The 16,229-nt window shown below is 70.4% G+C and carries 8 protein-coding genes; 4 read left to right on the top strand and 4 right to left on the bottom strand.

The window, feature by feature from the left end; genetic code table 11:
- Positions 1-13 precede the first annotated feature (13 nt).
- The 3 genes from ACYVLQ_RS13290 to ACYVLQ_RS13280 form a co-directional block, all read right to left on the bottom strand.
- Positions 14-985, bottom strand: coding sequence for an AfsA-related hotdog domain-containing protein (locus ACYVLQ_RS13290; RefSeq protein WP_460697745.1), 972 nt, complete (start codon positions 983-985; stop codon positions 14-16).
- The gene (locus ACYVLQ_RS13285) at positions 982-4,044 is read right to left on the bottom strand and encodes a type I polyketide synthase (RefSeq protein WP_460697827.1); all 3,063 of its coding nucleotides are present in this window, start codon (positions 4,042-4,044) and stop codon (positions 982-984) included. Before ACYVLQ_RS13285 ends, ACYVLQ_RS13290 begins: the two co-directional genes overlap by 4 nt.
- Before the next feature lie 80 nt (positions 4,045-4,124).
- Positions 4,125-10,613 carry a type I polyketide synthase gene (locus ACYVLQ_RS13280; RefSeq protein WP_460697744.1) on the bottom strand — a complete coding sequence of 2,163 codons (6,489 nt, stop codon included), beginning with the start codon at positions 10,611-10,613 and terminating at the stop codon, positions 4,125-4,127.
- Positions 10,614-10,877: 264 nt separating this feature from the next.
- Here ACYVLQ_RS13280 and ACYVLQ_RS13275 point away from each other — a divergent pair, with 264 nt between their 5' ends.
- The 4 genes from ACYVLQ_RS13275 (at position 10,878) to ACYVLQ_RS13260 (ending at position 15,618) form a co-directional block, all read left to right on the top strand.
- Positions 10,878-11,783 carry an SDR family NAD(P)-dependent oxidoreductase gene (locus ACYVLQ_RS13275; protein ID WP_460697743.1) on the top strand — a complete coding sequence of 302 codons (906 nt, stop codon included), beginning with the start codon at positions 10,878-10,880 and terminating at the stop codon, positions 11,781-11,783.
- A complete protein-coding gene (locus ACYVLQ_RS13270; protein WP_460697742.1) occupies positions 11,770-12,981 on the top strand; it encodes a lipase family protein in 1,212 nt (403 codons plus the stop codon). Before ACYVLQ_RS13275 ends, ACYVLQ_RS13270 begins: the two co-directional genes overlap by 14 nt.
- A 31-nt stretch (positions 12,982-13,012) precedes the next feature.
- The gene (locus ACYVLQ_RS13265) at positions 13,013-14,200 is read left to right on the top strand and encodes a lipase family protein (RefSeq protein ID WP_460697741.1); all 1,188 of its coding nucleotides are present in this window, start codon (positions 13,013-13,015) and stop codon (positions 14,198-14,200) included.
- Positions 14,201-14,331: 131 nt separating this feature from the next.
- Positions 14,332-15,618 carry a PucR family transcriptional regulator gene (locus tag ACYVLQ_RS13260; protein ID WP_460697740.1) on the top strand — a complete coding sequence of 429 codons (1,287 nt, stop codon included), beginning with the start codon at positions 14,332-14,334 and terminating at the stop codon, positions 15,616-15,618.
- Positions 15,619-15,704: 86 nt separating this feature from the next.
- Here ACYVLQ_RS13260 and ACYVLQ_RS13255 read toward each other — a convergent pair whose 3' ends face one another.
- Positions 15,705-16,175 carry a hypothetical protein gene (locus ACYVLQ_RS13255; protein ID WP_460697739.1) on the bottom strand — a complete coding sequence of 157 codons (471 nt, stop codon included), beginning with the start codon at positions 16,173-16,175 and terminating at the stop codon, positions 15,705-15,707.
- Positions 16,176-16,229: the final 54 nt, after the last annotated feature.

The following is a 16,229-nucleotide window of genomic DNA, read 5'->3' as shown; positions in this document are numbered from 1 at the left end:
GGTTCTCCCTGTCCTATTCGGCATCCGGGTAGGGCGCCAGCTCGACGCGCGCGGAGGCGATCGGGCGCCCGTACTGGCGCAGTTCGACATCGATGGCGATCTCGCCGAAGTCCATGCCCCCGCAGTGCGCTGCCGCGCAACCGATCTCGGCGCCGAGTTCGCCGAACCCGGTGAACCGGGACTCGATCGCGACGACCGCCGCCACCGGCGCGTCGAGCAGGCCATGCTCCGTGGCACAGACGAGGGCGGCCTGCCGGAAGCACTCCAGGAACAGCGGGCCGGGGACATGATCGTAGGGGTGGTCGAAGAAGCTCGGATGGCCCTGATCGACGATCGCCACCAGGCCCCGGTCCGCCGAGTTCGCCCTGGCCAGCACCACGTTTCGCGGATCGCGACGCCCGACCTCGCTAGGAGACAGCGGAACACACGGCGGTCCGGTTTCCGCGTCCTGGTGTTGCCGCTGCTGGAGACGTCGGAACTCGTCATATGTCGCCCGGGGAAAGGTGACTCCGCCACCCCCGGCTGTCAGCGCCCGCGCGCCACCGACGGTGAGCGTCGCCTCGAAGGCGACATCGTCGTAATAGCCTCGTGCGCAAGCGTTTCCGCCGGGCCGCAGCCGGACGACTCCCTCCAGCGGCGTCCGCTCGTCGTCTCGATAGACGCTCAGATCCTCGACCACGAAGTCGAATCGCTGCAGGCTCGACGGCGCATCGGCGGGGACACCGAGATACCGCTGGCCCACGACCAGCAATGACTGGCGAATCGCCTCCACCGTGGACAGCGGATCGTGGTAACCGGCCAGCCGATCGAACCAGAGCGAATGCGCCCGCGGAATCTGCACCGCGACCAGGAACTCGTCGGTGGCGACGGGAGCGGTATCGGCGACGAAGACCTCGGCGAGGGCGCGGCGGTGGGCCAGGGCGGCCGGGACCAGCTGCTCGAAGGCCAGTCCCGGGCCCGCCGCGGCGGCCGACAGATCGCTCATGCGTGCGCCACCTCCGGTGTGTCGCTCCATATCCGATCGGTGACCAGCCGCGCCAGCGCCCGCGGTGTCGGGTGCGTGAAGAGGTCCTCGAGGGAGATTCCGATACCGGCGGCCGCATTGATCCTGCTGCGCAACTCCAGCACCGACAGGGAGGTCAGACCGATCGCGAGAACCGTCGCGTCGAGATCGATGTCCTCGGTGGGCAGCTCGGTGAGAATCTCGCGAATCTGCGAAACCACCAGGCGCAGTGCGAAATCGATGCGCTCGCCGGGCGGGACCGTCGTACGCCATTCGGGCGGTCGCGTCGGTTCCGGCGAATCGGCCGGGCCACCACCGTCGACCAGTTCGGCCCCGGCGTCTCCGAGCAGACCCTGCAGTACCGCGCGATCGGCGCGAATCCAGTAGTTGCGGCGCTGAAACGCGTAGGTCGGCAGGTCCACCGCCCGCACGGGATGGCTGGAGTAGAGCTGCGGCCAATCCACCGGCACACCCCGAACCCAGCCACACGCAGCGGCTTTCACCGTCGACAGGGCCTCGTCGGCGCCCGGCCGCAACAGCGGAACGGCCGCGGCATCGGCGTCGGTGATCGTTTCGTAGACCAGGCCGGACAGCACATCCCCCGGACCGACCTCGAGAAATGTGGTCACACCCGATTCCCGCAACCGGCTCACGCTGTCGTGGAAGCGGACGGTACCGCGGGCCTGCCCGATCCAGTGGTCCGCTGAAGTCAGCTGTCCCGGAGTCGATTCCGCGCCGGACGAGGTAGAGAACACCGGAACGCGCGGCTCCTCCAGGCGAATGGCGGACACCGCCTCGCGCAACTCGCCCAGGATCGGATCCATGTGCGGCGAATGGAACGCGCGATCGGCGCGCAGCCGCGTGACCCTTCTGCCGCGGCCCCGCCAATACCGCGCGACCTCGGCCACCGCGTCGGTATCACCCGAGATCACGGTGGCGTTCGGCCCGTTCGCGGCGGCCACCGACATCGCGGACTCGCGCCCGGCGATCGATGCGGCGGCCTCGTCGGCGGACGCCCGCACCGAGACCATCGCACCCGGCGCCAGTCCCTGCATCAGCCGTCCCCGGGCGGCGACGACGGCGGCCGCGTCCGGCAGCGACATCACTCCCGCGACGTGGGCGGCGGTCAATTCTCCGATCGAATGGCCGACCACGTAATCCGGTGTCACACCCCAGGATTCGAACAGCCGGTACAGTGCCACCTCCAGCGCGAAGACCGCGGGCTGGGTGTAGTCGGTGCGATCGATGAGGTCCGGATCGTGGCCGGTGGCGAACAGCACCGCACGCAGCGGAGCCTCGAGGTGACCGTCGAAGTGCGAGCAGACCTCGTCCAGCGCCCGCGCGAATACCGGGTACGTCTCGGCGAGCCGTCTGCCCATCCCGGCACGCTGCGCGCCCTGGCCCGGGAACATGACCGCCACCCGGCCCTGCGCACCCGAACGGCCGCCGACCACCGCCGACGCGGGCCGTCCGGCGGCGAGGGCCGCCACACCGTCCAGCAGTTCCGCACGGGTTCCGGCCACGACCACCGCCCGGTGGTCGAAGGTCGAACGCGTCGTGGCCAGGGAGTGGCAGATGTCCACGGTCCGGCGCTCGGGCGCGGTCTCGCAGGCGGCGCGCAGCCGTTCCGCCTGCTCGCGCAGCGCGCCGGGGTTCTTCGCCGAGAGCACCCACGGAATCGGGCAGGTCGGCTCCGAAACCCGTTCCGCCTCCTCGGTTTCCGGCGCTTGCTCGACGACGACATGGGCATTGGTGCCGCTGATCCCGAACGACGATACCGCCGCCCGGCGCGGACGGTCGGTTCGCGGCCACGGCTGCGGCTCGACGGCCAGCCGTATCCCGCCCGCCGACCATTCCGCGTGCGGGGTCGGCGCGTCCACGTGCAGCGTCGGCGGCACCGCGCCGTGGCGAATCGCCTGGACCGCCTTGATCAGCCCCGCGACTCCGGCCGCGGACTGGGTGTGCCCCATATTCGACTTGATCGAACCCAGGAGCAGCGGCTCCGCACCGCCGCGACGACCGTAGGTCGCCAGCAGGGCCTGCACCTCGACCGGATCGCCGAGCAGGGTGCCGGTGCCGTGCCCCTCCACCATGTCGACCTCGTCGGCTCGCACGCCCGCGTTGGCCAGCGCGGATCGGATCACCCGCTGCTGGGCGAGGCCGTGCGGCGCGGTGAGACCGTTGGAGGCGCCGTCTGCGTTCACCGCCGATCCGCGCACCACCGCGAGCACCGGATGCCCGTGCCGACGCGCGTCCGAGAGACGCTCCAGCACAACGACTCCGGCGCCCTCGCCCCACGCGGTGCCGTCGGCCCCGGCGGCGTAGGACTTGCACCGTCCGTCCGGCGCCAAGGCGCGCTGCCGGGAGAACAGCGCGAACGGTCCCGGCGTCGACAGCACCGTCGCGCCGCCCGCCAGTGCCGTATCGCACTCCCCCAGCCGCAGCGACTGCACCGCCTGATGCAGCGCGACCAGCGACGACGAACACGCCGTATCGATGGTCATGGCTGGGCCCTCCAGCCCGAGCAGGTAGGCGATCCGGCCCGCCGCCATGGCGGCCGAGTTCCCGGTGAAGTAGTAGGTCTCCGCACCGTCCCACGCCTCGGTCGCGCCGAAACCGTAGCCCTGTTCGCTGAGGCCGATGAAGACACCGGTCGCGCTGCCGCGCAGCGTGTTCGGGTCCAGGCGCGCGCGTTCCACCGACTCCCACGCGATCTCGAGCAGCAGCCGCTGCTGCGGGTCCATCGCCTCGGCTTCGCGGGGGCCGATCCCGAAGAACCCGGCGTCGAAGTCGCCCGCGCCGTCGAGGAATCCGCCCTCGCGCACATAGGATTTCGCGAACTTGTCCGGGTCGGGGTCGTAGATGCCCTCGATGTCCCAACCCCGGTCCGGTGGGAAGTCGCCGATCAGGTCCCGACCCGCGAGCAGGGCGTCCCACAACTGCTCCGGTGACCCGATACCGCCCGGGAACCGGCAGGCCATCGAGACGACGGCGATCGGTTCGCGGGTACGTTCCCGCTCCGCGTCGAGGCGCTGCCGCATCTGCTGCAGTTGCCGGGTGGCGCGCCTGAGGTAGTCGCGCAGTTCCGCTTCGTCGGCCATGGTGTGCCTCCCCGTTCGGTTCAGACCGGCCGAACCTGGTCGATCAGGTCGAACAGTTCGTCGTCGTCGGCGCCGTCGATATTGTCGACCAAGTCGTCGGTGGTACCGCCGCGGAGCAGCCGCACGACGGTGTCGACGCGGGCCAGCAGCTCATTCACCTGATGTGGCGGCAATTCGACTGCGGCGCAACCGGTCACGAGCGCATCCAGCTGACCGGCGATTCGCGCCGCGGGGTCGTCGGCGGGCGCGATCTCCAGGCGGATGTGGCGGGCCAGGGCGGCCGCGTTCGGGTAGTCGAACACGACAGTCGTCGGCAGCTTCGCACCGGTGGCCGCCTTCAACCGGTTCCGGAACTCCACCGCGCCCAGCGAATCGAATCCCAGGTCCGTGAACGCGGTTTCGGCGGGGACCTCCTCCGGCGTGGCATGACCCAGTACCGCGGCCGCGTGCGACCGGATGACGCCGAGAACGACCCGTTCCTGCTCGGCCGCGCCCAAACCGGCCAGCCCGGCCAGCAGTTGCGCCGACGCACCCGAACCGCTGTCGGCGACCCGGCGCGGCGTCCGCAGCAGAGCGCGCAGCACGGCGGGCATGTCGTCGGGGTCGCCGAGCGACCGCAGGGCCGGAATGTCCAGCCGCGCGGGGACTGTCAACGGATGCCCGAGTGACAGCGCCGCGTCGAACAGCTCCATGCCCTCGTCGTCGCCGAGCGGGATCAGGCCGTCGCGGCGCATGCGTTGCCGGTCCCGCTCGCCCAGATGTCCGGTGATGCCCGTGGCGTGTTCCCACAGCCCCCACGCCATCGCCGTAGCGGGTAGCCCGGCGCGCTGCCGTCGCTGGGCCAGGGCGTCGAGAAAACCGTTCGCCGCGGCATAATTCGACTGTCCGGGAGCGCCGAGCACACCCGCGATCGAGGAGTACATGACGAATACCGCCAGCTCGCGGTCGGCGGTCGCCTCGTGCAGATGCCACGCGGCATCGGCCTTGGCCCGGAACACCCGATCGATGTGCTCGGGTGTCTGGGCGGAGAACACGGCGTCGTCGACGACTCCGGCGGCGTGCACGACGGCCGTCAGCGGGTGGCCGCCGGGAATCGCCGCGAGCAAGTCCTCCACGGCCGACCGGTTCCCGACATCACAAGCCGCGAAGGTGATCTCGGCGCCCAGCGCCGAGAGTTCGGCGGCCAGTTCGGGTGCACCCTCGGCGTCACGGCCGCGGCGGCTGGTCAACAGCAGATGCCGGGCGCCGTATTCGGTGACGAGGTGCCGGGCGACGACCGCGCCGAGACCGCCGGTGCCGCCGGTGATCAGGACGGTGCCGTCGCGATCCAGCGGCCTGGGCACGGTGAGGACGTACTTGCCGATGTGCCGCGCCTGACTCAGCTGCCGAAATGCCTCGGGCGCGCGCCGCACGTCCCAGGATGTGACCGGAAGCGGTTGCAGCACACCGTTTTCGAATAGTGCGTGCAGATCGGACAGAATGGCCCGCAGCCGGTCCGGCCCCGCCTCCATCAGCAGGAAGTTGCGATACCGGACCCCGGGGTAGCGCGCGGCGATCTCGTCGGGGTCGCGCAGATCGGTGAGGCCCATCTCGATGAACCGACCGCCCCGGGGCAGCAGTTCCAGCGAGGCGTCCACCTTGTCGCCCGTCAGCGAGTCGAGGACGATATCGACGCCGCGCCCGCCGGTGGCCGCCAGGAATTCGGCGGCGAACTCGGTGGTCCGGGTATTGCCGATGCGCTCGTCATCGAACCCGTTGGCGCGCAGGGTATTCCACTTACCGGTGCTGGCGGTGACGTACAGGTCCAGGCCGAGGTGCCGCGCCACCTGCACCGCGGCCATCCCGACGCCGCCGGTCGCCGCGTGCACCAGCAGCGACTCCCCCGCCCGCGCGGCGGCCAGATCCACCAGCGCGTAGTAGGCGGTGGCGAACACGATCGGCGCCGCCGCGGCCTGTTCGTAGGACCAGCCGTCCGGAATTCGGATCACGGTCCGATGGTCGGTCACGACGGTGGCGCCGATGCCGGTGAAGATCCCCATGACCCGGTCGCCGGGGGCGAAATCCGCCACGCCGGCACCGATCTCGACCACTACGCCGGACCCCTCGCCCCCGACGGGCGTGTCCGGGGTCGGGTACATGCCGAGCACGATCAGCACATCGCGGAAGTTGACTCCGGCCGCGCGCACCGCGATGCGGACCTGACCGGGCTCCAGGGCGGCCTCGGCGTGGGGCGCGATGATCATGTTGTCGCCGTCCAGGGTGCCGCGGTCCCGGGTGGTCAGCCGCCAGCCGTCTCCGGCGACGGCTTCGGCGGAGCCGACCGTATCCGCTCCCGCACGCGCCAGTCGCGGCGCGTACGCCTCACCGTGCCGAATCGCCAACTGCGGCTCGGACATCGAAACGGCCAGGCACACCGCCTCGCGATAGTTCTCGCGATCGTCGATATCGAGCAGGGTGACGCGGCCCGGATTCTCGTTCTGCGCACTGCGCAGCAGCCCCCATACGGCCGCGGCCGCCAGGTCCTCGGCGTCCTCGCCGCCGTGGACCGCGACGCCGCCGGAGGTGACGACGACGACGGAGGCGTCGTCCGCCAGCAGTTCCTGTACCCGCTGCTGGACGACGGCGACCCGGGACCGCACCGCCTCGGTGAAATCATGCCGCGAGGCGACCTCGAAGACATTCAGCACCGCGAAGTCGCGATCCGCGTAACCGCAGCGCTCCGAATGGATCTCGTCGCCGACCGACCCGGTGATCGGGGAATCCCACTGTGCGGGTCGGATATCCGGAGGCGGCGGCACCGCGGCCCAGGTCAGCTCGAACAGGCCGTGATCGGCGACCGCTGGGCGCGTCCCGAGGGCATCGAGCGAAACATCCCTCAGCACCAGCGCTTCCGCCCGCGCCACCGGACCGCCCGCGGTGTCCGTCAGCTCCACACCGATCCGGTCCGGCCCGCTGGGCGTCATCCGAACGCGCAGCTCCGTCGCGCCGACGGCATGCAGGGATACGCCCTCCCACGCGAACGGCAGTCGCACCCGACCGGATTCGGCGGGTCCGGCGGCGCCGGTGGCGATCAGGGCGTGCAGGGCCGCGTCGAGGAGCGCGGGATGCAAGCCGAAACGCGCGGCGTCCGCCCGGCCCGGCTCGGGCAGCCGCACCTCCGCCAGTATCGAATCACCGTGACGCCAGGTCCGCCCGAGGCCGCGAAAGCACGGCCCGTAGTCGTATCCGGCCGCGGCCATGACCTCGTAAGGGTCATCGACCCGCGGAACCGGCACCGCGCCGACGGGAGGCCACGGGTCGTCGGTGGCCGCCGCGGCACGGCCGCCGTCCGATCTCTGCAGCGTGCCCGCGGCATGACCGGTCCACGCCGCCTCCTCGCTCGAATCGGCGGGCGCCTGCGGCCGCGCGAAGACCGAGACCGACCGCTGCCCGGATTCCCGGGAACCGCCCACTGCCACTTGCAGTTCCACCGCGCCCTGCTCGGGCAGCACGAGCGGCGCCTCCAGCACGAGTTCACCGACCACGGGACACTGCACCAGATCGCCCGCGTACCAGAGGAGTTCGAGGAACGCGGTCCCGGGCAACAGCGCCGAACCGCCGATCCGGTGCTCGGACAGCCACGAATGCGACCGCAGCGACAGCCGACCCGTCAGCAGCAGCCCGCCGTCGTCGGCGACGCTGACCTTCGCGCCCAGCAGCGGATGATCGGTGGCCGCCAGCCCGGCGGCCCGCACATTGCTGCCGGTCGCCACCTCCAGCCAGTAGCGCTTGCGCTGGAACGCGTAGGTAGGCAGGTCGATTCGCCGGGCCTCCGCACCCTCGAACAGTTGCCGCCACCGCACCGGCACACCGCGGCTGTACGCGGCCGCCATCCCCGAGACGAACGCCAGGTCGCCGGGCACGCCCGGGCGCTGCAGGGTGGTGGCTGTGACCGCGTCCGCCGCGTCGCCGGAATCGTCGAGGATGTCGTGGACGAGGGAGGTCAGCGTGCCGCCCGGCCCCGCCTCGACGAAGCACCGCACGCTCCCCTCGTCGCGCGCCCACTGCACCGCGTCGAGGTACCGGACGGGTTCCCGCAGATGACTCACCCAGTAGTCCGGCGAACACAGCTCCGCAGCGTCGGCGGCCTTTCCGGTCAGCGCGGAGATCACCGGAATCGCCGGTGGGGCGTAGCTCAACTCCCGGCAGACCTCGGCGAACTCGGTCAGGATCGGATCCATCAGCGGCGAATGGAAGGCATGGCTCACCCGCAGCGGGGTCACCCGCACACCGCCCGCGCTCAGCCGGGCCGAGATGTCCGCCACCGGAATCCGCGCGCCGGAGATCACGACGGCCGCGGGGCCGTTCACGGCCGCCAGCCCGACCTCGTCGCCGTGGCCGCGAACCAGGTCGGCGACGCTGTCCGCGTCGGCGCCGACAGCGATCATGGCGCCGGTCGCGGGCGCGGACTGCATCAGGCGGCCACGCGCGGCCACCAGCGTGCACGCGTCGGCCAGCGTCCAGACGCCCGCGATATAGGCGGCCACCACCTCGCCGATCGAGTGGCCTATCACGAATTCCGGTCGCAGACCCCATGATTCGGCCAGCCGATAGATCGCGACCTCGGTCGCGAACAGCGCGGCCTGCGTCACCGCCGTGCGGTCCAGTTCCGCCGTCGCGGTGCCGGGCTCGGCGAATACGGCAGCGCGCAGCGCGGTATCGAGTCGCGTCCCGAACTCCGCGCAGACCTCGTCGAAAGCATCGCGGTAGACCGGGTATCGGTCGTACAACTCGCGGCCCATGCCGGTCCGCTGCGCCCCCTGACCCGGGAACATCACCGCCGTGACGGCCCCGCCGGTGCCGCCCGGGAGACCCGGACCGTCGGCCACCGACCGCAGGCCCGCGATCAGTTCCTCGGCGTCCCGCCCGACCACCACCGCGCGATGCTCGAGTTGCGCGCGCGAACTCACCAGGGAGAAACCGATATCGACCGGATCGGCACCGCGGTTGTCCTCGATCCACTCCAGCAGCGTTCCGGCCTGTGCGGCAACCGATTCCGCGGAACGCCCGGTGATCACCCACGGAATAGCCGGTGGCACCGAGGCATTCACACTCCGGGTCGCCTCGGCCGCGGGCTCCCCCTGCTCGACGACGACGTGCGCGTTGGTTCCGCTGATGCCGAACGAGGACACCGCCGCGCGGCGCGGCCGGTCGGACTCCGGCCAGGCCCGCGTCTCGGTCACCAGCCGCACCCCGCCCGCGGACCAATCCACGTGTGGCGTCGGCGCGTCCACGTGCAGCGTCGGCGGCACCAGCCCGTACCGCATGGCCATGACCATCTTGATGACGCCGCCGACGCCGGCGGCCGCCTGCGTGTGCCCCATATTCGATTTGATCGAGCCGAGCAGCAGCGGGTTCGACGCGTCGCGCCGCGCGCCGTAGGTCGACAGCAGCGCCTGCGCCTCGATGGGATCGCCGAGAGTCGTTCCCGTGCCGTGCGCCTCGACAACGGCCACGTCTTCGGTCGACAGTCCGGCGTCGGACAGCGCCGACCGGATCACCCGCTGTTGCGACAGACCGTTGGGAGCGGTCAGCCCGTTGGACGCTCCGTCGGAGTTGACCGCGGCGCCGCGCACCAGTCCGAGAATCGGGTGGCCGAGCCGCCGGGCATCGGAAACACGTTCCAGCAGCAGCATTCCCGCGCCCTCGCTCCATGCCGTGCCGTCGGCGGCCGCCGCGAAGGACTTGCAGCGGCCGTCGGCCGCCAGTGCGCGCTGGGTGGAGAACGCGACGAACGCGGCCGGGGTGGTCATGATCGTCACGCCGCCCGCCAGGGCCATCGCCGACTCCCCGGAGCGCAGCGAGCGCACGGCCTGGTGGATCGCGACCAGCGACGACGAGCACGCGGTGTCGACGGTGACCGCCGGGCCCTCGAGCCCGAACACATACGCCACCCGCCCGGAGGCGATACTGGCGGCCTGGCCGGTCATCAGGAACTGCTGGATCCCTTCGCGCGCCCGCTCGTCCATGTCCCGGGCCGTCGGGCCCTGGGAATCGGACATCATGCCGATGAACACCCCGGTCTCGCTGCCGCGCAGGCTCGCCGGATCGATCCCGGCCCGCTCGACGGCCTCCCACGCCGTCTCCAGCACCAGCCGCTGCTGCGGATCCATGGCCAGCGCCTCGCGCGGGCTGATCCCGAAGAAGTCGGCATCGAATTCCGTGGCGCCGCTGACGAATCCGCCGGTTTTCACGTAGGACCTGCCCGGGCGCCCGGGCTCCGGATCGAAGACACCGTCGATGTCCCACCCGCGATCCGCGGGCCACTCCGATACCAGGTCGGTGCCCTCGACGACCGCCTGCCACAGCTGCTCGGGGGTAGCCACGCCGCCCGGGTAGCGACAGGCCATCCCGACGATCGCGATCGGCTCACTCGCCCGCGACTCCACGTCCTCCAGGCGTTTCCGGGTGGTCTGCAACTCCCGGACGGCCTTCTTCACGTACGAGCGGAGCTCGTTCTCACTCGCCATTGCGCAAACATCTCCTGCATCAGTGGGTATCGGAGAGGGAGCAGCTCAACGACCGGTGTCCTATCGAGACCCCGCGCTCATCCGGCGCGGGCGATCGGCCAGAGACATGCTCGGAACACTGACCAGCGCCACGCTACGACACCACGCGAGCGAAGTCGCCTGCCGCAGTGACACTTTGGGAAATGACCAACGATCCGGCAGTGGTGTCTGACAATCTCCAAACTCATTGCCGTGCGATTGCGGGGCTCGTTAGGGTCGGTCGCCATGGCGTGGACCCCCGATCTCATACCGGACCAGCACGGCCGGACGTTCGTCATCACCGGGGCGAACGGCGGCCTGGGTGCGGAGCTGACGCGTGCCCTCGCCGCACGCGGTGCGACGGTGGTCATGGCGTGCCGCGACACCGCGGCGGCCCAGCGGATCGCCGACCGTCTCGGAGGCGACATCTCGGTGGCGCCACTGGATCTGGCGGAGCTGTCCTCGGTCCGGCGCTTCGCGCGGCACTGCGGAAGCCTCGACGTGCTGATCAACAATGCCGGGCTGATGAACGTTCCGTTCGGGCGGACGGCCGACGGTTTCGAGCGGCACTGGGCCGTCAACCACCTCGGTCACTTCGCGCTGACGGGGCTACTGCTCGACCGCCTCCGCGATCGCATTGTCTCGGTCTCCAGCATCGCCCACGGCTGGACGCGCTCGCTGCGCACCGACGATCCGGGCTTCGAACACCGCGGGTTCGTGCGGCCGCTGGCCTACGCCGAATCCAAGCTGGCCACACTGATGTTCGGCCGCGAACTGCAGCACCGGTTCCGCGAATCGTCCGCGGCGCTGAGGTCCTACACGGCACACCCCGGCATCGCACCGACGAAGCTGGTCGCCAGGACCGAGACGCCGCTGGACCTCGTGTCCGAGCCGTTCATCCGGCTGATCGGCCAATCACGATCTGCCGCGGCGCAATCCATCCTGTTCGCGGCCACGGCGAAGGACGCGGACCCCGAGCTCTACTGGGGGCCGACCCGGATGTTCAACACCCGCGGCCCGGTCGGGCCGTCACCGTCGAGCCGACTGTCCCGGGATCGAGCGCACGGGCTCCGGCTCTGGGGCATGTCCGAGCGGGCGACCGGCGTCCGATACCGGACGAGCACGCGGGAGGCCGTCCATGAGGACCAGTAGTCTCCGGCTCCTCGCGTGCGCGGTGCTGGCCGCCCTGCTCGCCGCCTCCGGCACACCCGTGCTGTCCGGCGCCCAGCCGATCTACCCGGCCCCCGATCCGGACCCCTTCTATGCCGCGCCCGCGGATATCGCCGCACGCAACCCCGGCGACGTTTTGGACGTCCGGACACAGCCGAATCTGCCGTATTTCCCCACGGCCACAGTCACTCTGGTGAAGTTCCGGTCGTCCGACTCGCACGGCGCCCCGATCGCCGCGACGACCACGATCCTCACCCCGGCCGACCACCGGCCCGGCGCGCCGCTGCTGTCGTATCAGCACATCATCAACGGGCTGGGCACCCAGTGCGCGGTCTCGCGCGCCCTCTACGCCTACGACCCGAATCTGCTCTATCGGGCTGTCCCCCTGCTCAATACGATGCTGCTGCGAGGGTGGAGCGTCGCGCTCCCCGACCACCTCGGACCACGGGTCGCCTACGGCGCGGCGCGGCTCGGGGGCCAGATCACCCTAGACGGAATCCGTGCCGCGCAACGGGTTTCCGCACTGGGGCTCGCGGACAGTCCCGCCGCCATGCTCGGCTACTCCGGCGGCGGCATGGCCACGGCGTGGGCGGCCGCGCTCGCCCCCAGCTACGCGCCGGAGCTGCGCCTCGCCGGATCCGCGGCGGGCGGCGTGCCGATGAACATCGCGACGATGGCGCGTGCCCTCGGCCTGGCGCCGCACCCCATGTTCGGGCTGGCCATGGCCGCGGCGCTGGGCTTGGAGCGGGAGTACCCGGACCGGCTGCCGATCAGCGACCAGCTCAACGCCACCGGCCTGGCGGTGCGTGACGCCATGGCCAACGGTTGCACGGTCGAACTCATCGCGCACGGCGCCATGCACAGCGCCGCCGAACTCGCGGCGACCACATCGCTGATCGACGACCCGCGGGTCTGGGAGGTGGGCGAAGAGAACAGCCTCGAGGTCTTCGACGGCATACCGTCGGCGCCGATCTTCGAGTGGCACACCCCGATCGACCCGCTCATCCCCGTCGACGCGATCGACCGGACCACGGACAGGTACTGCCGGGCGGGCGTCCCGGTGCAGTCCGAATTGTATTCGAGCCCAGACCATCTCGCCGCCGCCGTGCTGGGCTTCCCCGCCGCCGTGGCCTGGCTCGACGCCCGGTTCCGCGGCGAGCCCGCGCCCAGCACCTGCTGATCCGCACCCCTCACACCACCGAAGGATGACCATGCGTCGGATGTTGACGACCGTCTTGGCGTTGCTGCTGTGCGCCCTGTCGGTCAGCGCGATCGCGCCGTCTGCGACCACCCAACCCCTGTATCCCACACCCGATCCGGACCCGTTCTTCGCTCCCCCGGGCAATCTGGCCGACCTCGCCCCCGGCGACGTCGTCCGCATGCGCAAGCTCGACACCGGCCCGTACGCCGGTACCGCGATCTGGCACGTCGCGTTCCGTTCCACCAATTCCGCGGGGAATCCCATCATGGCCGTGACCACGGCCCTGATCCCCGCCGGGGTGCGGAATCCGCCGCTGGTCTCCTATCAGGCATTGATCAATTCGCTGGGCACCAAATGCAATCCGTCGCATTCGCTGATCAACGAGGAAACTCTGGATTCGCTGGGGGCCGTGCTGCCCCTCGGCCGCGGCTGGGCCATCGCGCTGCCGGACTATCTGGGCCCCAACGTCGCCTACGGCGCGGCGCGGCTGAGCGGCATGGTGACACTCGACAGCGTCAAAGCCCTGCAGCGCGCGCCGGAACTCGGGCTCGGACAATCGCTCATCGCGCTCGCCGGATACTCCGGCGGCGGCATGGCCAGCGCGTGGGCGGCGGCGCTGCAGCCGACATACGCCCCGGACCTGCAGCTGGCCGCCGTCGCCGCCGGGGGCATTCCGGCGGATCTCGAGCAGATGGCGCTGGGCATCGGATTCGGGCCGCACCCCGGATTCGGTCTGGCCTTCGCCGCCGCGATGGGACTCGAACGCGAATATCCGGAGCGTCTGCCGATCTCGGATCAGCTCAACGACACCGGCCTGTGGTTCCGGGACTTCACCCACGACGAATGCCGTCGCTTCCTGCTCTTCCACGGCGCGTTCCGCAACGCGGAGCAGCTCGCGGCGACCAAGAGCCTCATGGACAGCCCCGATGCCCGCGCGGTCCTGCACGAGAACAGCCTGCGCAGATATCCGGGCCTGCCGCAGGCGCCCACCTTCATCTGGCAGGGCGTCTACGACGAGTTGACCCCGTTCGACGCCGTCGCCGACGTCGCGGCCCGATACTGCCGCGAGGGTGCGCCGGTGTCGTTCTCCCGCTACGACATCGCCGAACACATGACCACCGCGGTCGCCGGATTGCCCGAGGCGTGGAACTTCATCGAGGCCCGTTTCCGGAACGAGCCGGTGCCGACCCGCTGCTGAATTGTGGTGAACACCAATGCTCATCGCGCTACCCGACCGAGATTCCAGCAAGCCTCGAGAGCGCCTCGCGGCATCGATCGCCGCGGTTAACGTTCGATAGCTGGAGAAAAGCGGGGGTGGAAGGAAACGCTATGAGAGTCTATCCCCAGGTTCGATCGAGCCTGACGATCTCGGGCAGTCCGATGTCGTCGGCACTGCGGGACGTGCCGAAACTATCGCGTCAGATGGTCCGTCATTTCATCGACAATGTCGCGCCCTGCGGGACGCTGCCCGGCGACGCCCTGCGCGGCGACGTCACCGCGATCACCCGCACCTGCCTGGAGCTGGCGACCAGCATGCTCGACGGGCGCAATATCCCGGAGAAGATCGAATACCTGCAGGAGGCGTCCCGGCAGTGGGCGCGGGAGGGCATCCCGATACACACCATTCACCACGCTATTCACGAAGGATTCAAGATCGGCTTCGATATGGTCGTCACCGCGGCGGCGTCGAAGTTCCGCCCGCCCGGCAGCGCGGCGGACGAGTCGACACTCGCGCTCACCACCGCCGATTTCGACAGTCTCATGAACGGCGCCCGGCTGGTCGTCGACATGCTGGACACCATGACCTCGACAGTGTCGACGGCGTATTTCCACGAATTGCGGGCCGTGGCCGGTGAACACCACACGGCCGTGCACACGCTCACCACCGCGCTGCTGAGCGGCCGCTCCACCACGGTAATGGCCCGCGAATGCGGTATCGAGATCGCGCATTCGTATCACGTGCTCGCGCTGGCGATCGGCAAGCACGCCGACGAGCAGAACCTCCGGGTGAACGCCCGGGTCGTCGCCCGCCGCAAGCTCCGGCGGCTGCAGGCCGAGCTCGCGACCCGCTGCGACGAGACCGCGCTGTCGCTGCTGTCGATCGACGGCGGGACGGTGCTGCTTGCGGACACGGCGCCCGGTTGCGATCTCGACGACCTGGTGGGTCACCTGTCCCGCGCGGCCGAGGCCCCGGTGACCGTGACGGTCGCGCAGTCCGAGCCCGAGCGAATTCCGCACGCCGCCGACCAGGCCCACGAACTCCTGGACATGGTGCAGCGGCTGCGGTGCGCCCCCGGGCTGTACCGGTTCAACGATCTGGCGCTCGAGTTCCAGCTGACCCGGCCCGGCCCCGGCCGCGAAAGCCTTGCGCGGCTGCTGGATCCGCTCGACCGGCATCCCGAGATGCTCGAAACGCTGCAACGGCACATCAGCAACAACTTCAACCGGCGGCGCACCGCGCGCGCCATGCACGTGCACACCAATACGGTCGACTATCGGCTCCGGCGGATCGGCCAGCTGACCGGTCTCGACCCGGCGGAGGTGTACGGGCTGTGGTACCTGCGCGCCGCGCTGGTCGCGCGCACCTATCGCAATACCGATCGCCAGGGGGCCTAGGCGCTGCAGGATCGCCACGGGCGCAACGGGTGTCCCGGTGACGCCCACGAACGGCGAACGTGGTCACGCTCTCGGTGTCTGGCCGGTCAGTACACGGCGAACGTAGTCACGCTCTCGGTGTGCGGAAGGTCGGTGTTGAGGGTGAACCGCACCTGGCCGGGCCCGGTGACCAGCCGCACATTGCCCAGTTGCGGACCGCCCCACCAGAACGGGAAGCCGTTGCCGCTGCCGAGGAAGACCGAGCCCGACCCGGACGCCCCGGTATCGAGGTTGTGCCAGTCCACCACCGCGGTGACCGAACACCACGGGGCGGGCACGCCGAACACCTTCAGCCAGCCCTTCAGCTGCAGGTCGACCGTCCCCGGAACATCACCGTCGGGGTAGACATTGCCCTCGCCCCACACCTCGCCCGCACACCCGAGCCCGTGCGCACCCGTGGAGGTCATCGGCAGGCTGACCGGAATGTAGTTGGACGCCGCGGCGGGCGCGCTCGCGCCGACCAGGGCCGCGATCGCGACGGCGGCGACCGCCGACACCGTGCCAATCTTCTTCGACATATGTGCAACCCTTCAGTTCGGTCACGACCTCACGCGGATGCGCAGGTCACGATG

It is taken from the genome of Nocardia thraciensis (assembly GCF_054782435.1).
Note: the sequence above shows the minus strand (reverse complement) of the source record. Positions and strands in the feature narration are given on the sequence as shown.